This is a genomic window from Lampropedia aestuarii (genome assembly GCF_004803635.1).
GTDB classification, from domain to species: domain Bacteria; phylum Pseudomonadota; class Gammaproteobacteria; order Burkholderiales; family Burkholderiaceae_C; genus Lampropedia; species Lampropedia aestuarii.
On record NZ_SSWX01000018.1, the window covers coordinates 45,810 to 65,550 of the forward strand.

The window sequence follows — 19,741 nt, forward strand, 5'->3', positions numbered from 1 at the left end:
GAATATCAGCGGCAGTGCGTTACGCATAAAAAAACCCCCGCTGGGTAGCGGGGGTGAGAGGGGATCTTGGATAGTTCTCGCAAATTTTCAAACGATTCTTTTAGGAATCTGTCACTCATCAAAAGTTCCATCACAGAGCTATCGATTAGTGGTACCTAGTCTGAACACCATTGTGTACGGATAAAAACCACACACTTTTTTGTCCATATGTACCAGAGTATAACTCAATCCCCTGCAATTGCGCACTCTTGTCTACAAAAAGTTCCATCTTTGTCTTTTTAAGACAATTAATTGCTTTTAAGAAGCGATCATTGACAGATACTTGAAAGTTGACCGCTACGGCTGCAAACCAAAAAAAACATTGGCCACACGGGTACTGGCAGCCGCAGTAGCCTGCCAGTCCTCACCACGCTCACGCGCAATCTCTTGCACAATATGTGGCAAAAAAGCCGGTTCATTGCGGCGGTCCTTGGGCATGGGCTTGAGGGTGCGTGGTAGTAAATAAGGTGCGTCGGTCTCCACCATCAAACGCTCGGCAGTAATGGCCTTGACCAATTCACGCAGGTGCGCGCCGCGGCGCTCATCGCAAATCCAGCCGGTGATGCCGATATACCAGTCTTGGTCCAGGTAATCAAACAATTCCTCTTTGCTGCCGGTAAAACAATGCACGACAGCGGGACCGAGCTGGTTTGTAAAGCCCGCCATCACGGCCATAAAGTCCTGATGGGCATCACGCTGGTGCAAAAAAAGCGGTTTATGCAAATCCACTGCCAATTGCAGTTGCATCTCAAAGGCCCGCTGCTGGTCATGGCGCGGGCTGAAATCACGAAAATAATCCAATCCACACTCGCCTGCCGAGACCACTGCAGGATGCTGGCACAGCTGACGCAGGCGCGCATCGCACTCTGGCGTGTAGTCACTGGCGTGGTGTGGGTGCACGCCCGCAGTGGCAAACAACTCGCCTGGGTACTGCAGCGCCAAGGCCAAGGCCTGCTCGGAATGCTCCACCGTCGCACCGGTGATGATTTGGCGCACGACCCCTGCGGCGCGGGCACGCCCAATGACCGCATCGCGGTCGCGATCAAAACTCTCATGGGTCAGATTGGCCCCAATATCAATCAATTGCATATAGTGTGTTGTATATCGTGCATTGGCAACGTCGCCAAGGGTCTGCTCCAACAAGCCATTGCCTGGGCGGCATCAATGCGCCAACGTGGCGCAAAAACAAGGAAAGCCAGCAAAATCCTCTCAGCAGGAATGCGTGCAGCATCGAGATGGGCTGCGAGGCATCTTTTGAAGACCATCGCCGCCGCTATGGACCAAAAAGTCTTGCAAAGCAAACCGCACTCAGGCAGCAACAGGGCGTTTTGCAACGCGCTCCCAGGCTGCAATGTAGCACTGAAGCGCCGGCGCCTAAGCGTGTGAAACTGCGCCAATGCCAGGTTGACACCGCCGCCCACCAGACCTACTTACAATTGCGAGCATGCCGCTTCGCACTGAACCCCAAGCACCCAGAATCTGGGCCGTCATTCCCGCAGCTGGCGTTGGCCAGCGCGCCCTGCGCGCGGACCAGCAAACCAGCAGCCGCCCTTTGCCCAAGCAATACCACCGTCTTGTCGGCTGCAGTGTGCTGGCGCACACTTTGCAGGCGTTTGCGCAAGTGCAAGCCATCGCGGGCACAGCCGTGGTGATTGCACCAGATGATGCTGTTTTTTCCCAGCAAGCTGAAAACCATGTCGCCAGGACCCAGGCCTTCGCCGTCGGCGGCGACAGCCGTGCCGCCTCGGTCCGCAACGGCTTGCAGACACTTGCCGAGCATTGGGGGGCGCAAGACCATGACTGGGTGCTGGTGCACGATGCAGCACGCTGCCTGATCACACCAGAGTGGATTGCCCGTTTGATCAGCGCCTGCCAGCACGATGCGGTCGGCGGTTTACTGGCACTGCCTTTGCCAGACACGCTCAAAGAGCAACGCTGCCAACCATTGGCAGAGGGCCACCCCAAGCCTGCCGCAGCGCGTGTGGCCCAAACTGTGCCCCGCAGCGGCAAGTGGCTGGCCCACACGCCGCAAATGTTCCGCCTGGGTATGCTGCGCAGCGCGCTGCAACAAGCCGACCTGGGCCTGATTACCGACGAGGCCAGTGCGATTGAATGGCTCGGCCATGCGCCGCTGCTGGTGCACTCGAGCGCGCAGAATTTCAAAGTCACCTACCCAGAAGACTTCGCTTTGGCTGAGGCCATTTTGATGGCGCGCCAAGCGCGCCACACCCCCAACTCCACAGAATCCACAACGCCATGACACAGACCACACATCCCGCCCCACTCTTTCGCATTGGCGAAGGTTGGGACACCCATGCTTTGGTGCCAGGACGTCCACTGATCTTGGGCGGCATCACGATTGCGCACACCACAGGCCTGCTGGGCCACTCCGATGCCGATGTGCTGCTGCACGCCATTACCGATGCCTTATTAGGCGGGGCGGGCCTGGGCGACATTGGCCGCCACTTCCCTGACACTGCGGCTGAGTTCAAGGGAGCCGACTCCACCGTGCTGCTGCAAGAAGCCTACCGCCGCGTGCAAGCGGCCGGCTGGGTGATTGGCAACCTGGACAGCACCATCATTGCCCAGGCACCCAAACTCGCACCCCATATGCCTGCGATGAATGCACATGTCGCCAAAGCACTGGACTTGCCACTCACACAGGTCAACATCAAGGCCAAAACGGCGGAGAAACTCGGCCCAGTAGGCCGTGGTGAATCGATGGAGGCGCGCGCAGTCGTCTTGCTGGTCGCAAAAGCCTAAGAACCTGTTTACGATCTTTTCACAGACCGCGTTGGAACCCAAAAGGATACGATGCGCGGCAAAAACCGCAGTCGGGCTATCTGCCCGGCGAGGATTTTTAACAAAGCAGCGTGCCTTTTGGGCTCCAACCCGAAGGGCAAGGCACAAAAAAGCGCATTGCTGCGTTGCCCGTTTTGCTCATACAGACGTATGAGCGGCAACAGGCGCCTTACACTGCCTCTTTTTTGTGCCTTGCGCGACTGTGAAAAGATCGTAAACAGGTTCTAAGCGCGACTTCCAAGTCTCTCTTCAGCGCCTTTCTTTGAGTTATTGTTTTTAGAGCACGTCCCGCATGCTGGCCTCTACCATTCCGATCTTTCTGATCATTGCACTGGGCGTCTGGATCAAGCGCTCACCGCATCCACCTGAAGGCCTGTTTCCGGCCTTGGAGTGGTTCAGCTTTTATGTGGCGTTTCCAGCATTGCTGTTTTTGAATACGGCCCAGCTCACAATCGATGCCTCAGCCCTGGAGTCATTGACTTTACTGGTCACGCTGCCGATGGCTGCGGTACTGCTCTTGTGCTTGCTTGGCTTGCGCATCGCACGCCAGTTTCCCGATCCGGCGCGCTCTTCTGTGATCCAGGGCGCAACGCGCCCCAGCACGTATTTCGGTCTGGCTGTAGCGGGCCTGGTGTTCACCGACCACATTGCAGGCCTGATCATGCTGACCTTGGCAATTGCTCTGCCCTTGGTCAATGTGGTTGCCGTGGTCGCGCTGTCATGGTGGAGTGGCAAAAAAGTCACAGCCCGATCGGTGCTGCGCAACCTCGTGCGCAACCCCATCATTGTTGCCACCGTCGCTGGCGCGCTGTATAACGCCACCGATCTGCCCATCTGGACGCCACTGGCAACCGCCTTGGGTATTTTGGGCAATGTGGCACTGGGTTTGGGTTTGCTGTGCGTTGGCGGCGGGCTGGTGTTTCGGCTCGAAGGCGCAAGGCCAGTGGCCATCTTGGTGACCAATACGATGAAACTGATGGTGCTGCCAGCTTTGACCTGGCTGCTGTGCCAACTGCTGAACGTGGAGCCCTCGACCACCATCGCCGCGTGTTTTTATGCCAGTTTGCCAACCGCTCCGAATGCTTACATCATGGCGCGGCAAATGGGCGGTGACGCCCGCTTGATGGCGACCTTGATTACCACCCAAACCTTGTTGACGATAATCAGCTTGCCACTGTGGATGATGTGGTTGGGGGTGGATTTCACGCGCTAAGCGCCTGGCCACGACAACTCAGAAAAAGTCGGCTTTGAGAAAAAAGGCGCCTGGGTATGGGTTGTAGTAGTAAGGCGCGATCTCGTAAAAGCCCAACTCTTCGTACAAGGCCCGGGCAGCATCCATTTCATCCAGAGTGTCGAGCAAAATGCATGAATAGCCCGACAATTGTGCCGCCTCCATCACCGCATGTGCCAGACTGCGCCCCAAGCCAAAACCGCGAAACAATTTGCGCACGTAAAGGCGTTTCATTTCGCAGGCATTCGAATAGTCCGAATTGACCAGCGGGCGCAACGCGCAGCAGCCTGCCAATTGGTCATCGACAAAGGCCAGCATCACACAGCCAGCTGGCCACGCGTATTCACCTGGCAGGCTGCTGAGTTCTTGCTCAAAGTCTTGGAAGGCCAGGTCCACTGACAGATTGCTTGCATACTCGTCAAACAATTCGCGCACCAAGTCAAAATCCTCTGAACTCTGGGCCGCGCGAATCACGACATTGGGGGGAGACTCCATGACTGGGGTAATTGGTAGGTAGGTAAAAAACGACAATGGCAGCGGACCAAGGCCCAACTCAATTGAATGTTATACAGTAAATGCCATGCCTGATCAGGCAGATTCAGCCAACAGCCGCTCAATCAGGCGGTGCAAGTCGTCCAATTGAGGCACACCCACGTAGGTTTTGGCAATAGCGCCGCGCTTGTCCACGACGAAAGTGGTCGGTGTCAGTTGCACATCGCCCCACGCCTTAGCGACTTGGCCAGTGTTGTCGATCGCCACCTTGAACGGCAATTGCCTCGATTGCGCAAAATTGACCACATGATCGGGCCGGTCGTAGGACATCGCAACAGCCACCAGCTCCAGCCCCTGGTCGGCGTACTGCGTGTAAGTGCTTGCAAAACCAGGCATTTCAGCCACGCAAGGCGCGCAACTGGTGGCCCAGAAATTCACCATCGTGACCTTGCCTTGCAAGGCCTGCATGCTCTGGCGTGAGCCGTCTAGCAAGACAAATTCAGAGGCAGGCGCGGGCTGGCGCACCAGTGTGAACCAGGCCACAGCTGCAGCGGCCAGCACGAGGGCAGCAGCAAACAGATAGCGCACAGTGCGGTAATGCATGAGAGGGTAAGAAAAATCAAAAATCCGTGCTCTATAAAAAGGCACGCCGACAATGCAATGCAGCGCCAAAAGGGCACAATGCAGTGCGCAGATGCTGTGTTATACCACTTGCGTAGAACCTGTTCACCCCGCTCTACACAGCCGCGTTGAAGCCCTAAAGGATGCAATGCGCAGCAAAAGCCGCAGTCTGGCTATCTGTCGGACAAGTATTTTTACCAGCCATGCGCCTTTTGGGCCCCACCCCGAAGGGCAAAGCACACCAAAGCGCACTGCGGCGTTGCCCATTATGCACATCCCCGTTTGTGTGCCTAGCGCGACTGCGTCGAGACTTTGAACAGGCTCTTAGAATGAAGTGGGCTTTCGGCTGCTGCACGCAGCACGTCACAAAAACGCGCCAACCATGGCAGTGCCTGCCCAAGCTCTATTAAAAGGAACCCATGTGATGCATCCATTTTTCCAACATTTAGGCCTGCGCTACCCGCTCATTCAAGCCCCAATGGCGGGCGTGCAAGACTTCCGCCTGGCTTTAAGCGTTGCGCAAGCAGGCGGCCTAGGCTCACTGCCATGCGCGACCTTGAGCGCCCAGGCCCTGCAAGAGAACCTGCAAGCCCTGCGCCAATCCCTGGGCGCAGATTCCGCCATCAACGTCAACTTCTTTTGTCATAGTGAGCCTGCCATCACTGCAGAAGCCGAGCAGCGTTGGCACAAGGCCCTGGCGCCGCTGTACGAAGAACTGGGGCTCGATAGCCAAGCGATACCTGGGCTGCAATCAGGCCGCCAGCCGTTCACAGCGGCCTTGGCCGATCTGATAGCGCCTTTTAAGCCGCAAGTGGTGAGCTTTCATTTTGGCTTGCCGCCTGCCGCCTTGGTCGAGCAAATCAAAAGCTGGGGCGGCCAAGTGATTGCCAGCGCCACCACCGTGGCAGAAGGCGAGTGGCTGCAGGCACATGGTGCTGATGCCGTCATCGCCCAAGGTCTGGAGGCGGGAGGCCATCGCGGCCACTTCCTCAGCCGCGATACCAGCCTGCAAATGGGCACCTTCGCGTTGGTGCCCCAACTGGTGCAGGCGCTGCGCATTCCTGTCATCGCCGCCGGCGGTATTGCCAGTGTAGAAACGGTGCGCGCTGCGATGGCCTTGGGCGCTGCAGGCGTGCAAGTGGGCACAGCCTATTTGCTCAGCCCCGAGGCGCAAACCAGCGCCGTGCACCGCCAGGCGCTGCAGTCACCGGCGGCCAGGCACACCGCCTTGACACGTGCGTTCACAGGCGGCGCAGCGCGTGGCATTGTCAACCGGGCCATACAAGCCCTGAATACACAGGATGCGGACATACCGGCCTTCCCACTGGCCAGCAGCGCCATCGCGCCGTTGCGCAGCCATGCCGAGGCCCAGGGACTGGGGGACTTCACACCGCTATGGTCAGGCCAGAACAACCAGCTGCTGTCGAGTGAGTCGGCAGCGGTGATCACCGAGCACTTGGGACAAGCCGCGCTGCAGTAACAGGCTGTACGCGGCGCTATACCTTCGTATACCTTGGCCATCTATTGGTAGCCAATCGCGATGCCAATGCGCGCTTGGCTTGCGTGCGTGTTCCACGCACAATTGCGCCCTGTGATGAGCAGGATCAACCTGCCCATTACCCTTTAGTTGGCTTGCCTCTCATTGATCCTGCAGGCATTGCAGGATTGATCCAAGCCATGTTTTAACCCCAGGAGAAAACCGTGGACCCAGACCCGAATTGGCCCGATGCGGCCAACTCAGCGACCAAGCGTTTTTCACACACCCCATAGCTTTGCAGGCGCTGCGTTGTTCACCTAAGACGGGCTGAACTCCAAGAGCCTGAAGCTCAAGGAGTATTTCATGCTGTTTCAACAACTGCGCCCTAGCAAGCACCTGCAAGTTTCTCTGCGGGCGGCCATTGCATCACACCGCCCTGCGGCCTTGAAAATCATGTTCGACCACCACGGCGAGGCCGTGTTTGCCCACGCGCTCGCTGGGCTGTCCAAGCGCGCCGTCGCAGATGCGCTGTCGATGCTGCCTGCCGCCGACCGCCACCGGGTGCAACTCCATTTGCCCAAGCCCTTGCGCTACAGCATCACGCAAGCTGCCAGTCTGCGCCCTTCGTGCATCAGCACCGGCCTTGGCGCGCAGCACGCCCCAGCCAGCAATACCGGCGCAATCCCAAGAGCTGCCGCTGTGAACCTTTGATTCCAGGCCCTGTCGGGCCCGGTTCCCGATGCATGGCGTGAGGCAGCACCTGCCTCGCTGGCCAGCCCCTGCCTCACGCGGAGAAGAACATGACAGACACCACCAAATCATCCACCATGGGCTGCCTGCTGGCAGCCAACGAACTGGAGTTGCTGCGCACCTTGCTGCCTGGCATCCACAGCGCTGAGATCGCACACGGCATCACTGCCATGCCGACTGCAGAGCGGCTGCGCGTTTTTTTATTGCTGCCACTGCGTCGCCAAGCCGATGTGGTCGGCTACCTGGACGCGCCCGAGCAGCTGGAGACCGTGCGGGCGCTCAAACGCCCTGATCTCATTGCCCTGATTGGTGCAATGCCGGCTGACAAACGCGCCGACCTGTTCAAACAGCTGAGCGCCGACGAGCAAACGGCCTTGCTGCCCGATATCGAGCTGGCGCAGCGCGAAGACATGCTGAAACTGGCGGCCTACCCCGAGGGCACGGCAGGTGCCATCATGACCTCAGAGTACGCGCATTTGCTGGCCGAGCTAAGCGCCAGCGAGGCCATTGAAGTGCTGCGCCGCGAAGCGCTGGACAAAGAGTTGATCTACCAGTGCTATGTGGTCGATGCGCACAAAAAACTGCAAGGTGTGGTCTCCTTGCCTGAGCTGCTTTTGGCCAGTGAATCGGCATGCGTCGGGGAGTTGATGCAAACGCACGGCATCGTCGGTCACGCCCACGACAGCAAAGAAAGCACAGCCGAGAAAATCGCCAAATACGACTTGCTGGCCTTGCCGATTGTTGACGAGTCCGGCATTTTGCTCGGTGTAGTCACAGTCGACGATGCGATGGAGGTCAGTGAATCTGCACGTGGGCGCAATATGGTCAAATTTGGTGGCAATGCCAGCATTGGCAGCAGCCCCGATATCAGCCTGGCGCACTCGTCGTTTCGGCAGATTTTCACGACCCGCGCCTTCTGGCTCAGCATCCTGACGATCTTTGGCATCATCACCAGCACCTTTGTTGCAGCGCAAGAAGAAATGCTCAGTGAAATTTTGATTCTCGCAGCCTTTATCGCACCGATTATTGACAGCGGCGGCAATACCGGCAGCCAGTCAGCCACCTTGGTAATTCGTGCCATGGCTTTGGGTGAGACACAGCTGCGCTGGCGAGATTTGTGGCTGGTCATGCGCCGCGAATTACCCGTGGTGCTGGCGCTGGGCGCGGTTATCGGTGTGATGGAGGTGGTGCTGGCTTACTTTAGCAAAGGCATTGGCGTAGAAGTCATGCTGATTGTGGGCCTGTCGATGTTCATCTGCATGGTGCTGGGCGGTTTGATTGGTGCATTGCTGCCCTTCGCAGCCCGGTTCATCGGTGCTGATCCGGCAACCCTCAGCGCGCCACTGATCACCTCAATCATGGACTTGCTTGGCGTGGTGGTGTTTTTTGGCCTGGCTTACGCCTTCATGGGACATTTACTGACCGGCGCCTGAGCGCCTGCTCCATGCCCACTGCAGCAACGCCCTACTGATACCCGGTTGTGTGACAAGCAGATGACCGCAGCGCCGAACACACAGGCGGCATGCGCTTGGTCTGAACCGGCTTGGCACTGGCCAAGAACCTCTCCATAATCGCCTCGCAAGTAGCCTGCGCCAACGCGGCCGCTTGCGCAACTCTGTGCCAGACTGGCCAGTCTGGCCAGCACCAAACATTCTTGAGGACACCATGCTGGAAAGCAATTTCTACTCCACCAACTGGCATGCTCTGGGCATCATGTTCATCAATCTGAGCATGGCCTTTGTGCTTGGCGCGCTGATTGGTGTTGAGCGCCAATTTCGCCAACGTACCGCGGGCTTGCGCACCAATACCCTAGTCGCCGTAGGTGCGGCCATCTTTGTTTCTTTGGGGGTGCGCCTGTTTGATATCACCGGCGGGCCACAAACGCCGATTCACATCGTCGCCTACGTCGTCTCCGGCATTGGCTTTCTGGGCGCGGGTGCGATCATGAAGGAAGGTGCGAATATCTCAGGCCTCAATACTGCCGCCACCCTGTGGGGAGCCGGTGCCGTAGGGGCTTGTTGTGGCGCCGGTTTATGGGGTGAGGCTGCGATTGCCACCGTGTTTGTGATTGCTGGCAACACCTTGCTGCGCCCAGTGGTGAACCGCATCAACCGCAGCCCGTTCAACGAAGAGCACAGCGAGGCGCTCTACATGGTGCATGTGATTTGTAGCCGTGATGTGCGCTCGGATGTGCACGAGCAAATGGTGGAGTTGCTCGAGCAGGCGACCTACCCAGCGCGCCAAGTCGAAGACGAAGATTTTGGTGAGGACAGTGTGCGCATTGAATTTACCTTGTTTGCCACTGCGGTGCAGGGCGAAGAACTTGACCAAGCAGTGGCTAAGGCTGAGGCCTTGCCTGGTGTGAAACAAGCATTTTGGACGGTCGGCGATGAAGGTTAAAAAACACGGCGCACAAGCCATCGATGCGGCGCAGGTTCGCACCACCGGGCTGCAAGCCACTGCAGCCCCGGCCAACAGCCCTGAGCTGAGCAGCATGGCGCGCATGTCACTGCCCAAATGGCTAATGACGATCTTGGCCGTGGTCGCCATTTTTGTCGCAGACACCACCACGTACTATGAAGTCGCTGTCTCGGTGTTCTATGCCGCCACGCTGCTGGCCATCGAGGCCCATTTAAACCCACGTGGGTTATGGGCTTGTACCGCAGGCGGTTTGGTTCTGATTCTTGTGAGTTTCGCCTTGACCGCGCATGGTGATTTGCACGCCGGTCTGGTCAACCTCATCATCAGCTTATGCACCATTGTCGCAACCGCTTATCTGATCACCAAAATGCGCGCAGCGCGTCTGGCCGCGCAACAAGCGCAAAGCCAATTGATCAGGATGACGCGCATTCAAAGCATGGAGGCCTTGACCGTCTCGATCGCCCATGAGATCAACCAGCCCTTAGCGGCCATCGTGACCAGTGCCAATGCCGGCCAGCGTTGGCTCACACAAAATCCCCCCAATGTCACCAAAGCACACGAAACACTGGAGCGCATTGCCGCTGATGCACAGCGCGCGAGCACCATCATCGCCCGTATCCGCGGCCTGACACGCGGCGATGCGCCACACCAGGCAGCCTTCGACATCAACACCGCCTTGCAGGAGATTCTGGCCTTGTCCAAAGCCGAGCTGGATCTGCAAGACATCACCGTCTCCTTGCAGTTGGAGGAGGCGCTGCCGGCAGCTTACGCCGACAAAGTGCAAGTGCAGCAGGTCGCGGCCAATCTGCTGCTCAATGCCATCGATGCGCTGCGCTGCGTGCCGCCCACCAGGCGGCATTTGCAGATCGAGTCCAGCCTCGTCGGCGGCAGCTTTGTGCAGATCAGCTTCACCGACACGGCAGACGGCATCGCCCCCAGCATCAAGGACCATTTGTTCGATGCCTTTTGGACCACTAAAAAAGACGGCATTGGCGTGGGCCTGAGCCTGTCTCGCACCATCATCGATGCCAATGGCGGGCGACTCTGGCTCGATGAAGACCACCATGGCACGGGCGCATGCTTTCGCTTTCTTGTGCCAATTGCGCCAATTGCACCTGTGGCATGAGATGATGGGGAGCTTGAGCCGACTGCTCCTTCACTCCTTATGACCTCTGCCAATACCGACAGCGCCGATGCCATCGTCTACGTGGTTGACGATGATGCCTCGGTGCGCGCCGCTTTGGAAGACTTGCTCGCTTCTGTCGGGCTGCAAGTACAAAGCTTTGCCTCAACAGCACAGTTCCTCAGCCACGAGCGCCCCAACAAAGCCGCCTGTCTGATTTTGGATGTGCGCATGCCCGGCCAAAGCGGCATGGACTTTCACCGCCAAATGCCGCAGTTGGGACTCGATCTGCCGGTGATTTTCATCACTGGCCACGGCGATATCGCCATGGGCGTAGAGGCGATGAAAAACGGCGCGCTTGAGTTTCTCACCAAGCCGTTTCGGGACCAGCAATTACTCGATGCGATTCACCACGGCATCGAGAAAAACCGTGCACAGCGCCAGCAAGCAGCTGAGCAGGCTGCCAGGCAAGCGCGCTGGAACAGCTTAAGTCCTGGCGAACAAGACGTGGTGCGCCTGGTGGTCCAAGGCTTGCTGAACAAGCAAGTGGCAGCGCAACTGGATGTGAGCGAAATCACCGTCAAAGTGCGACGCAGCCATGCAATGCGCAAACTGGGCATGGATTCACTGGCAGAATTGGTGCGTTTTACTGAACGCATTGCGATGTGAATGAACCATAGCATTTTTTTATGGATTAACAGTTGGCGCTCTCCGGCCATTGATGCGGTGCTCAATGCCGTCTCGCTGTCTGGCAGTGCGCTGAACATTGTCTGGCTGCTGCCGCTGGCCTGCGCCTTGTTGTTGCTGCGCTGCCCCAGGGCCCAATTCCATGCGCGCCTGCGCTTTTTGGCCGTTGCAGCGCTGGGCTTTGTGCTGGCCATGGCCCTGGTTGCAGCCTTCAAATTTGGACTCCAATTGCCCCGCCCGGGCACCGTGTTTGGCAGCCAGGTCGTGCACTCCATCGTGCCTGAGGATTCGCGCTACAGCTTTCCCAGCGGCCATGCGACTTTTGCCATGTGGCTGGCCGTTTGCCTGTGGCCACGTGTGTCTGCGCTGGCGCGCTGCGCACTGGTGGTCTACGTGATCGCGGTCGGCCTGGCCCGTATCAACCTGGGAATGCACTTCCCAGCCGATGTGCTCGTTGGTTACGCCATCGGTGCTTGCTGCGCGTGGCTGAGCAGATGGCTGTTGCTGCGCACTGGCAGCGCCCATGCCTTGCCCCAAAACCGCCGCAACTGACAGCCCCAAGGGCTGCCAAGGGGTAAAGCCTCCCTCTCACCATCTGGCCAAATCGCGTCGAGCCATACACAATGGTCAGTATGTGCTTCTTGTCAGAATGGATAGGCAGGGGCCTGCCCTTTAACAGTCAGCCACTGCCACTGCGTGAATTCTTCCCAGTTGGCCGAGCCACCGATGCTGCTGCCGTTACCAGAAGCTCCCACACCGCCAAACGGATTGACCACCTCGTCGTTGACGGTTTGGTCGTTGATGTGCAGCAAGCCCGTGTGCAGCGACTCGCCCAGTTGGAGCGCACGCCCTACATCGCGCGACAAAATCGCCATCGACAAGCCATACTCGGTGTCGTTGGCCAGCCGCGCCGCGTCGGCGTCGGTATCGAATGGAATGACCACTGCCACCGGGCCGAAAATTTCTTCATGGAACGCTGGGTTCTCGGGCGTGACGCCGCTGAGCACCGTAGGCGCAAGGAACAAGCCCTCGTGCGTGCCGCCCACTTCCAGCACCGCACCGGCTTGCGTCGCCGACTCAATCACGCGCAGCGCGCGGTCGCGCTGCGCCGCATTGATCAACGGGCCAATTTGGACCTCACCCTGCAGCGGATTGCCGACCTTGAGGCTGCGAGCCTTGGCTGTGAGTTGTTGCACAAAGCTGTCGTAAATACCACGCTGCACCAGCACCCGCCCGGCCGACATGCAAATCTGTCCTTGGTGCAAATACACGCCCCAGGCGGTGTTGGCAATGGCCAAGTCCAGATCTGCGTCGTCCAGCACAATCAGCGAATTTTTACCGCCCAACTCCAGCGAGACCTTTTTGAGATTGCGGCTGGCGGCTTCCCCCACTTTGCGCCCTGCTGCTGTAGAGCCAGTGAAGTGGATCATCGCAATATGCGGATCGCTGGTTATCGCAGCACCTACTGCGCCATCGCCTGGCAGCACTTGCAACACCCCGGCAGGCAAGCCAGCCAGTTCAAACAAACGCGCAATGGCCACACCACCACACACTGCAGTGCGCGGATCGGGCTTGAGCACCACCGCATTACCCAGCGCCAGCGATGGCGCAACGGCGCGCATCGCCAAGTACAGCGGGAAATTGAATGGCGCAATCACACCCACAACCCCAAGCGGGCGGCGGCGTGCCAGACTCAAACGCCCAGGCTCCGAGGGCAGCACCTCACCAGCACTGCGCGAAGGCAGGCCCGAAGCCTCGTGCAAAGCCTTGATCGTCACAGCCACTTCAAAACCGGCCTTCATTTGGATCGAGCCACTCTCACGCACGACCCAACTGGCAATCTCGTCTGCATGGTCTTCAGCCAGGCACGCAGCTTTGCGCAAAACCTTGGCCCGCTCGTCATAAGGCAGTGCCGCCCAGGCTTTTTGCGCTTGCGCGGCTGCCGCAGCTTGGCTGGCAATCAGCGCCGGATCGGCCAGCGCCACACGCCCCAGCTCAGCGCCGGTGGCGGGCTCCACCACCGCGCTGGTGCTGGCTCCAGCACGCCACTCGCCGGTGAACAGGCGCTCTTGCCAAAGCGCGGTGGGCAACAAAGTGTGTGACTGACTCATGCGTGTTTCCTTGCAATGTGGCGCGGGCTTGGCGCCGTTGACGGTTTGTGCGAGCGCTCAAGCGTACAACAGGATCGCAATCAATGCACACGCCAGCTGGTCTGATGAATGGGCCCAGCGCGCTGCCTTGGTGTTTCGTTACTTGATTAAACCAACACACTGCAGCTCGCGCATTCGCCCACCCTATGGCCACAGATGTTGCCATTGGCCTGATTGCAGGCCTTGATACGAGCGGCTTCTTCAGCCATGCGGGTTTTGCAGAGATTGCCTACATGCAGCAGTAGCGGCACTCAAGCCGCTTCGACAGCGGCGACCACCACCACCTCAATGCGGTAGTCGGCATTGGCCAACAAGGCCTGCACGGTGGCACGTGGTGGCGTATGGCCGGGCGCAACCCACGCATCCCAGACCTCGTTCATCGCACCAATCTCGCTGATGTCACTCAGGTAGATCTGGCATTGCAGAATGCTTTTTTTGCTGGCGCCAACTTCGGCCAATAAGCGGTCGATATGGCCCAGCACTTCCTGGGTTTGGATGCGGATATCAGCGCCAGGGTTATTCTCAGGGATTTGTCCGGCCAAATAGACCACGCCATTGAATACAGCGGTTTCAGACAAACGCGCGCCTACATGGCGCCGCTCAATCGCAGCTTGAGAGGACATGTACAACTCCTTGGTGTGATAAGCCCGTGATTCATACCAACGAAAATACAGGCAAAAAAAAAGCCGCTTATAAAGCGACTTTTTGAATCTGGAGCGGGAAAACGGGTTCGAACCGTCGACCTATACCTTGGCAAGGTATCGCTCTACCAACTGAGCTATTCCCGCATGTGCAAACCAATCAATGATTAGCAGCAAGACTCGTATTGTATGCCAAAAAACACGCTCGTTTGATGAAAAAACGCTTTTTTTGAAAAAATTTCAAAAGGCATACACAGGCAGCCCGTATGGCCCTCTCACCTTTAGAGCCTGTTAATACTCTTCACGTAGCCGCGAAGATTTTGAACAGGCCCTTGGAACGTGTTTAGGATCTTAGTGCGAGACCACATCGACCATGCCCGAGCCCTTGCCAGTATCGACCGTCACCACTGGCGTGGCAGCCACAATCACATCGTCTTCGGTCAAAGCCACAGGCTGGCGCACCAGCGCATGCTTGAGTACCTGATCAAACCATTTGACCGGAATAATCTCCAGGCCATTGCGCACCACATCGGGCAGCTCTTGCAAGTCCTTGACGTTTTCCTCAGGGATCAAGGCAGTCTTGATACCACCGCGCAATGCCGCCAGCAGCTTCTCTTTCAAGCCACCAATCGCAGTAATTTCGCCGCGCAAGGTGATCTCGCCGGTCATGGCCACATCGGCACGCACGGGAATGCCTGTCAGAGCCGACACAAAGGCTGTGGCCATCGCCGCTCCGGCGCTTGGACCATCTTTAGGCGTCGCCCCATCTGGCACGTGGATATGCACGTCTTTCTTGTCGAAATCGACCGGCTGAATGCCCAGCTGCAATGCGCGGCTGCGCACCACGGTGCGAGCGGCCTCAACCGACTCTTTCATCACATCGCCCAGCGAACCGGTGCGGGTCACCAGGCCTTTACCCGGCATGGTCACAGCCTCGATGGTCAGCAAATCGCCACCCACCTCAGTCCAAGCCAAACCGACGACTTGGCCCACTTGGTCGTCTTTCTCAGCACGGCCGTAATTGAATTTGCGCACCCCCAGGAATTCGGACAAATTCTCGGCATTGACCTGCACCGGCGCCTGCATTTGCTTGAGCTGGATGCCTTTGACAGCTTTGCGGCAAATGCGTGAGATTTCGCGCTCCAAAGAGCGCACACCGGCCTCGCGTGTGTAGTAACGCACGATGTCGCGCACCGCCTCTTCGCTCACCTCCAGCTCGTTGGCTTTGACGCCGTTGTTGCTGATTTGCTTGGGCAACAGGTAGCGCTGGGCAATATGGAGTTTTTCATCCTCGGTATAGCCCGAGAGCCGAATCACCTCCATCCGGTCCAGCAGCGCTGGCGGAATGTTCATGCTGTTGGACGTCGCAACAAACATCACATCCGAGAGGTCGAAATCGACTTCTGCGTAGTGGTCGGCAAAGTGGCTGTTTTGCTCAGGATCGAGCACCTCCAGCAACGCACTGGATGGATCGCCACGGAAGTCGGCGCCGAGTTTGTCAATCTCGTCGAGCAGGAACAACGGGTTGCGAGTGCCTACTTTGCTGAGGTTTTGCAGGATTTTCCCCGGCATCGCACCAATATAGGTGCGGCGGTGGCCACGGATTTCTGCCTCATCGCGCATGCCGCCCAAAGCCATGCGCACGTATTTGCGCCCAGTGGCTTTGGCAATCGACTGGCCCAACGAGGTTTTACCCACGCCAGGAGGGCCGACCAGGCACAGAATGGGCGACTTGACCTTGTCAACGCGTTGCTGCACTGCCAGGTGCTCAAGAATGCGCTCTTTGACCTTGTCCAGACCGTAGTGGTCTTCGTTGAGGATTTTTTCGGCCGCTTCCAAATTCTTTTTGATTTTGGTTTTCTTGGCCCAAGGCAAGCCCACGAGCACATCAAGGTAGTTGCGCACCACCGAGGCCTCGGCCGACATCGGCGACATCATTTTGAGCTTTTTGATCTCTGCATCGGCTTTTTTGCGTGCATCGGCAGTCATCTTGGCGTCGCTGATTTTTTTCTCAAGCTCTTCCATATCGGCGCCGTCTTCGCCCTCGCCCAACTCTTTCTGAATGGCCTTGACTTGCTCGTTCAGATAGAAGTCGCGCTGGTTTTTCTCCATCTGGCGTTTGACACGGCCACGGATGCGCTTGTCGATTTGCAGGATATCGACTTCCGAGCTCAATTGCTCCAGCAGCATTTCAAGACGCTGGGCAGGATCAATGGTTTGCAGCAACTCCTGCTTGATTTCCAGCTTGGCAGGCAAATGCGCCATGATGGTGTCGGCCAGCCGACCTGCATCCTCAATGCCAGCAATCGACGTGGCAATGTCTTGCGGGATTTTTTTATTCAGCTTGGCGTACTGCTCAAACTGCTGCATCACAGCGCGCCGCATGGCTTCGAGCTCAGAAACTTCGCCCTGGAGCTCGCCAGCCACCATGGGGGCAACACTGGCTTCAAAATGGGTTTCGGTCTCGACCACGCTATTGAGCAAGGCGCGCTCCTGCCCCTCGACCAGCACCTTGACAGTGCCATCGGGCAATTTCAGCATTTGCACAATAGTGGCGATACAACCGATCTCAAACAGATCTTCGGTTTTAGGGTCGTCCTGGGAAGCGGTCTTTTGTGACACCAAGACAATGCGGCGCTCCTGGTCCATCGCCATCTCAAGCGCTTTGATGCTTTTGGCGCGCCCCACGAACAATGGCACCACCATGCTGGGAAACACCACCACATCCCGCAGTGGCAAAAGTGGCAGCGTAATACTTGAGCCTGCCTGAGCTTGGAATTGGTTTGTCATAAAGAGATCACCTGTAAATATACGAGCCAGTTCGGGGCAGAGCTGGGAAATTCAAGAGTCGGCCTGGATGCATTCACCCGGCCTTGGCACGCCATCCTCATCACAACCATCGCAGCGCCGCAGTGAAGCAGCGCACAGAGCAGTCTGCAACCCCTTGTTTTTACATGAATTGCAATCACTAAAAACGTCAGAGCACCGGGGTTGGTCTGCCCAATTGCCATGCAGACAGGCCTGTTGCCGCAATTACGGCCAACGTCGCGCAACAGCCTTGTTAAAAAACGCCCACTGCGCCACTGATATAGATGTTCGCTACCAGTTTGCTGTTGATCATACGAGCAAATTTTGTGAATATATTGCAATAGCACGAGAAAGCACAGCGGCTATCTGGACTTCTAAGAACGTGCGCGCATTTGCATCACTGTCTGCGCGCCATCTGAAATGGCCAGGTGCTCGCGCAGCCATTCATCCCGGGGTTTGCGCCGCCTCGCAATGCGTTTGAATGAATTCGCGAGATGCCAGACTCGCCTCCAAACGCAATGCGGTCAAACAACCGCCCCAGACACAACCGGTATCCAAAGCGATCAAATGTGGGCGGTTTTGCAAGCCCAGTGTTGACCAGTGCCCAAACGCAATCGCCTCCTGCGCACTCTGCCTGCCAGGTACTTCAAACCAGGGCATCAGCCCTGCAGGGGCCTGCTCAGCCCCCTCGTTGCTGTCAAAATCCATTCGCCCTTGCGCCGAACAAAAGCGCAAACGTGTCAGCGCATTGACAATCACTCGCAGGCGCTCCATCCCACCCAAGTCATCACGCCAAACATCAGGCTGGTTGCCGTACATGTGCTGCAAAAAGACTTTGCAGCGCTCTTCATCCGCCAGTACCTGGTGCACCTCCGCTGCCAGCTCACAGGCCTTGGCCGCACTCCACTGCGGCAGCAAACCCGCATGCACCAGCAGCAAAGACGCATCTGTCAGCGCTATTTGCAGAGTCAGTGGTTGATGGCGTACCCAGCGCATTACATCGGCCACATCAGGTGCATGCAATACCTGCTCCAAGGTGTCACGCTTGCCGGCTTTTCTAAATCCGTAATAACGCGCAAGCAGGTGCAAATCGTGATTGCCCAAAATCACCGAAATACTGCCCTGCCCTGCCATGCAGCGGCGCAGTACGGCCAATGAGTCCGGGCCGCGATTGACCAGGTCACCGACTAAATAAAGATGGTCACGGCTCGCAGAAAAGCCCACCTGCTCTAATAGATTGTGCAAAGCGCTATCGCAGCCCTGCACATCACCCACCACATACTTGGCCATTATCTTCTACCTTAATTACGAGAAATGTGCCCTGGTCAATACCGACCCAAATCACACAATATTTTTGACAGCGCGGATGAACCACGCACAGCGCCTGGCACCTTGTCTAAACAACGCAGGCCCACATAATGGAACGCGCCATCAAAACATGCAGTGCGCCTGAAAATACCCACCAAATAAAACGCCCCTGAGGTGTGTCAATGGGTTGGTTACTGGCTAATGCCACCTCGCTACGCATGGGGTATCGGTTAAGACGTTCCAAGATAGTTCAAGCATTCACTAGTAGAAGGCGCTTCTCAACCCCCTGGCATTCGTCTTTATTAGCTCCCAAGCCATTGATTCTATTGTTGCGATGGAGAAAACATATTTTCCAGATTCACCTGATTGAACTTACCAAGAGTACATGCACTCCGTATATTGCTGAGTTGGCGCATCTTATCGCAGGCAACGGCTTCACCAAGCATCGTACACCCGGACTTTGCTGACAGTCCCCTTGTGGTCTGCGCCAATAATAGGTTCACAGGCCTGGCTATTCACCAAGTGCAGCGTAAGCATTCACTGGGATAAGCCTCTCAACCTCAATCGGCCCACAGCGGCATTGGCCAAAGGCCACTGCTCCACGTCTCGAGTTAGACTCTGGCATGCTTCGAAGAGCAATTCGTGCTACAGCGCAAGCGCATGTATTTGGGCGAACCAATTTATTTTTCACATATTCGCAAAACGTTAATCACAATTTGCAACAAAAGACCTCGCACTCACCTGACATTCAGCTGAATATTAAAAAATGGCTATAATCAAAATACACCAACCCAATTGATGGAAATTACAACCATGGCGCAATTAGACGATCTTATTCAGCAACGCGAAGCTTTGGACCAGCAAATCAATGCAATGCGTCAGCAGGCCCGCACTGAAGCACTGACACAAATTCAGTCACTGATTCAACAATTTGAATTGACTCCAAGCGATATTTTCAGCGCATCAAAAAACAGCAAATCATCTGCTTCTGCTGGTAAAAAAGTGGCCATTAAATATTTAAACAAAGCCACTGGTGAATCCTGGACAGGCCGCGGTAAGCCTCCACGCTGGATTCAGGGCCAAGACCGTGAAGCGTTCAAGGTCTGATTGCCTCACGCGGCCCCATTCAATCAAAACAGCGCTCCAATGAGCGCTGTTTTTTTATGGATGCAGACAGGCGCACAACCAACA

At 57.0% G+C, this 19,741-nt stretch carries 18 protein-coding genes and 1 tRNA gene; 11 read left to right on the forward strand and 8 right to left on the reverse strand.

What is annotated here, in order from left to right; genetic code table 11:
• Positions 1-336 precede the first annotated feature (336 nt).
• Complete coding sequence (locus E8K88_RS13335; protein ID WP_136407173.1) at positions 337-1,128, reverse strand: TatD family hydrolase; 792 nt, start codon at positions 1,126-1,128, stop codon at positions 337-339.
• 355 nt (positions 1,129-1,483) lie between these two features.
• Between E8K88_RS13335 and ispD the strand changes: the two genes are divergently transcribed.
• From ispD to E8K88_RS13350, 3 genes are all read left to right on the forward strand, one after another.
• Entirely contained in the window at positions 1,484-2,299 is an 816-nt protein-coding gene (gene ispD, locus E8K88_RS13340; protein ID WP_136407174.1) for a 2-C-methyl-D-erythritol 4-phosphate cytidylyltransferase, read from the forward strand.
• Positions 2,296-2,802, forward strand: a complete 507-nt coding sequence (gene ispF / locus E8K88_RS13345; RefSeq protein WP_136407175.1) for a 2-C-methyl-D-erythritol 2,4-cyclodiphosphate synthase — start codon at positions 2,296-2,298, stop codon at positions 2,800-2,802. Before ispD ends, ispF begins: the two co-directional genes overlap by 4 nt.
• A gap of 331 nt (positions 2,803-3,133) precedes the next feature.
• Entirely contained in the window at positions 3,134-4,054 is a 921-nt protein-coding gene (locus E8K88_RS13350; protein WP_136407176.1) for an AEC family transporter, read from the forward strand.
• An 18-nt stretch (positions 4,055-4,072) separates the two neighbouring features.
• Here the strand turns inward: E8K88_RS13350 and E8K88_RS13355 are convergent, their stop codons facing one another.
• Together E8K88_RS13355 and E8K88_RS13360 are read right to left on the reverse strand one after the other, a co-directional pair.
• Positions 4,073-4,567 (reverse strand): GNAT family N-acetyltransferase, encoded by a 495-nt coding sequence (locus E8K88_RS13355; RefSeq protein ID WP_136407177.1) that lies wholly within the window; start codon positions 4,565-4,567, stop codon positions 4,073-4,075.
• Positions 4,568-4,660: 93 nt separating this feature from the next.
• On the reverse strand, positions 4,661-5,167 hold the full coding sequence (locus E8K88_RS13360) for a TlpA family protein disulfide reductase (protein WP_136407178.1): 507 nt from the start codon (positions 5,165-5,167) through the stop codon (positions 4,661-4,663).
• Positions 5,168-5,609: 442 nt separating this feature from the next.
• Here E8K88_RS13360 and E8K88_RS13365 point away from each other — a divergent pair, with 442 nt between their 5' ends.
• The 7 genes from E8K88_RS13365 (at position 5,610) to E8K88_RS13395 (ending at position 12,195) form a co-directional block, all read left to right on the forward strand.
• Positions 5,610-6,665, forward strand: a complete 1,056-nt coding sequence (locus E8K88_RS13365; protein ID WP_136407179.1) for an NAD(P)H-dependent flavin oxidoreductase — start codon at positions 5,610-5,612, stop codon at positions 6,663-6,665.
• Positions 6,666-7,025: 360 nt separating this feature from the next.
• Positions 7,026-7,373, forward strand: a complete 348-nt coding sequence (locus E8K88_RS13370; protein WP_136407180.1) for a hypothetical protein — start codon at positions 7,026-7,028, stop codon at positions 7,371-7,373.
• An 89-nt stretch (positions 7,374-7,462) separates the two neighbouring features.
• Entirely contained in the window at positions 7,463-8,845 is a 1,383-nt protein-coding gene (gene mgtE, locus E8K88_RS13375; RefSeq protein ID WP_136407181.1) for a magnesium transporter, read from the forward strand.
• Between the two features lie 232 nt (positions 8,846-9,077).
• On the forward strand, positions 9,078-9,812 hold the full coding sequence (locus E8K88_RS13380) for an MgtC/SapB family protein (protein WP_136407182.1): 735 nt from the start codon (positions 9,078-9,080) through the stop codon (positions 9,810-9,812).
• Positions 9,802-10,959 carry a sensor histidine kinase gene (locus E8K88_RS13385; protein ID WP_240754531.1) on the forward strand — a complete coding sequence of 386 codons (1,158 nt, stop codon included), beginning with the start codon at positions 9,802-9,804 and terminating at the stop codon, positions 10,957-10,959. The genes E8K88_RS13380 and E8K88_RS13385 overlap by 11 nt, the downstream gene beginning before the upstream one ends.
• Before the next feature lie 39 nt (positions 10,960-10,998).
• On the forward strand, positions 10,999-11,625 hold the full coding sequence (locus tag E8K88_RS13390; RefSeq protein ID WP_136407183.1) for a response regulator transcription factor: 627 nt from the start codon (positions 10,999-11,001) through the stop codon (positions 11,623-11,625).
• On the forward strand, positions 11,626-12,195 hold the full coding sequence (locus E8K88_RS13395; RefSeq protein WP_136407184.1) for a phosphatase PAP2 family protein: 570 nt from the start codon (positions 11,626-11,628) through the stop codon (positions 12,193-12,195).
• A gap of 92 nt (positions 12,196-12,287) precedes the next feature.
• Here E8K88_RS13395 and E8K88_RS13400 read toward each other — a convergent pair whose 3' ends face one another.
• From E8K88_RS13400 to E8K88_RS13420, 5 genes are all read right to left on the reverse strand, one after another.
• On the reverse strand, positions 12,288-13,754 hold the full coding sequence (locus tag E8K88_RS13400; RefSeq protein WP_136407185.1) for a benzaldehyde dehydrogenase: 1,467 nt from the start codon (positions 13,752-13,754) through the stop codon (positions 12,288-12,290).
• A 290-nt stretch (positions 13,755-14,044) separates the two neighbouring features.
• Positions 14,045-14,416, reverse strand: a complete 372-nt coding sequence (locus E8K88_RS13405; RefSeq protein ID WP_136407186.1) for a RidA family protein — start codon at positions 14,414-14,416, stop codon at positions 14,045-14,047.
• Between the two features lie 89 nt (positions 14,417-14,505).
• Positions 14,506-14,581, reverse strand: a tRNA-Gly gene (locus E8K88_RS13410).
• Between the two features lie 204 nt (positions 14,582-14,785).
• Positions 14,786-17,224 carry an endopeptidase La gene (gene lon, locus E8K88_RS13415; protein WP_136407187.1) on the reverse strand — a complete coding sequence of 813 codons (2,439 nt, stop codon included), beginning with the start codon at positions 17,222-17,224 and terminating at the stop codon, positions 14,786-14,788.
• 462 nt (positions 17,225-17,686) lie between these two features.
• On the reverse strand, positions 17,687-18,532 hold the full coding sequence (locus tag E8K88_RS13420; protein ID WP_136407188.1) for a symmetrical bis(5'-nucleosyl)-tetraphosphatase: 846 nt from the start codon (positions 18,530-18,532) through the stop codon (positions 17,687-17,689).
• 831 nt (positions 18,533-19,363) lie between these two features.
• On the opposite strand from E8K88_RS13420, the gene E8K88_RS13425 reads away from it, so the two are divergent.
• Positions 19,364-19,657, forward strand: coding sequence for an H-NS histone family protein (locus tag E8K88_RS13425; RefSeq protein ID WP_136407189.1), 294 nt, complete (start codon positions 19,364-19,366; stop codon positions 19,655-19,657).
• The last annotated feature ends 84 nt before the right edge of the window (positions 19,658-19,741 follow it).

Coding starts and splice junctions, on each gene's coding strand:
- E8K88_RS13335 (WP_136407173.1), bottom strand. CDS start 1,128: ATGCAATTGATTGATATTGGGGCCAATCTGACCCATGAGAGTTTTGAT.
- ispD (WP_136407174.1), top strand. CDS start 1,484: ATGCCGCTTCGCACTGAACCCCAAGCACCCAGAATCTGGGCCGTCATT.
- ispF (WP_136407175.1), top strand. CDS start 2,296: ATGACACAGACCACACATCCCGCCCCACTCTTTCGCATTGGCGAAGGT.
- E8K88_RS13350 (WP_136407176.1), top strand. CDS start 3,134: ATGCTGGCCTCTACCATTCCGATCTTTCTGATCATTGCACTGGGCGTC.
- E8K88_RS13355 (WP_136407177.1), bottom strand. CDS start 4,567: ATGGAGTCTCCCCCCAATGTCGTGATTCGCGCGGCCCAGAGTTCAGAG.
- E8K88_RS13360 (WP_136407178.1), bottom strand. CDS start 5,167: ATGCATTACCGCACTGTGCGCTATCTGTTTGCTGCTGCCCTCGTGCTG.
- E8K88_RS13365 (WP_136407179.1), top strand. CDS start 5,610: ATGCATCCATTTTTCCAACATTTAGGCCTGCGCTACCCGCTCATTCAA.
- E8K88_RS13370 (WP_136407180.1), top strand. CDS start 7,026: ATGCTGTTTCAACAACTGCGCCCTAGCAAGCACCTGCAAGTTTCTCTG.
- mgtE (WP_136407181.1), top strand. CDS start 7,463: ATGACAGACACCACCAAATCATCCACCATGGGCTGCCTGCTGGCAGCC.
- E8K88_RS13380 (WP_136407182.1), top strand. CDS start 9,078: ATGCTGGAAAGCAATTTCTACTCCACCAACTGGCATGCTCTGGGCATC.
- E8K88_RS13385 (WP_240754531.1), top strand. CDS start 9,802: ATGAAGGTTAAAAAACACGGCGCACAAGCCATCGATGCGGCGCAGGTT.
- E8K88_RS13390 (WP_136407183.1), top strand. CDS start 10,999: ATGACCTCTGCCAATACCGACAGCGCCGATGCCATCGTCTACGTGGTT.
- E8K88_RS13395 (WP_136407184.1), top strand. CDS start 11,626: ATGAACCATAGCATTTTTTTATGGATTAACAGTTGGCGCTCTCCGGCC.
- E8K88_RS13400 (WP_136407185.1), bottom strand. CDS start 13,754: ATGAGTCAGTCACACACTTTGTTGCCCACCGCGCTTTGGCAAGAGCGC.
- E8K88_RS13405 (WP_136407186.1), bottom strand. CDS start 14,416: ATGTCCTCTCAAGCTGCGATTGAGCGGCGCCATGTAGGCGCGCGTTTG.
- lon (WP_136407187.1), bottom strand. CDS start 17,224: ATGACAAACCAATTCCAAGCTCAGGCAGGCTCAAGTATTACGCTGCCA.
- E8K88_RS13420 (WP_136407188.1), bottom strand. CDS start 18,532: ATGGCCAAGTATGTGGTGGGTGATGTGCAGGGCTGCGATAGCGCTTTG.
- E8K88_RS13425 (WP_136407189.1), top strand. CDS start 19,364: ATGGCGCAATTAGACGATCTTATTCAGCAACGCGAAGCTTTGGACCAG.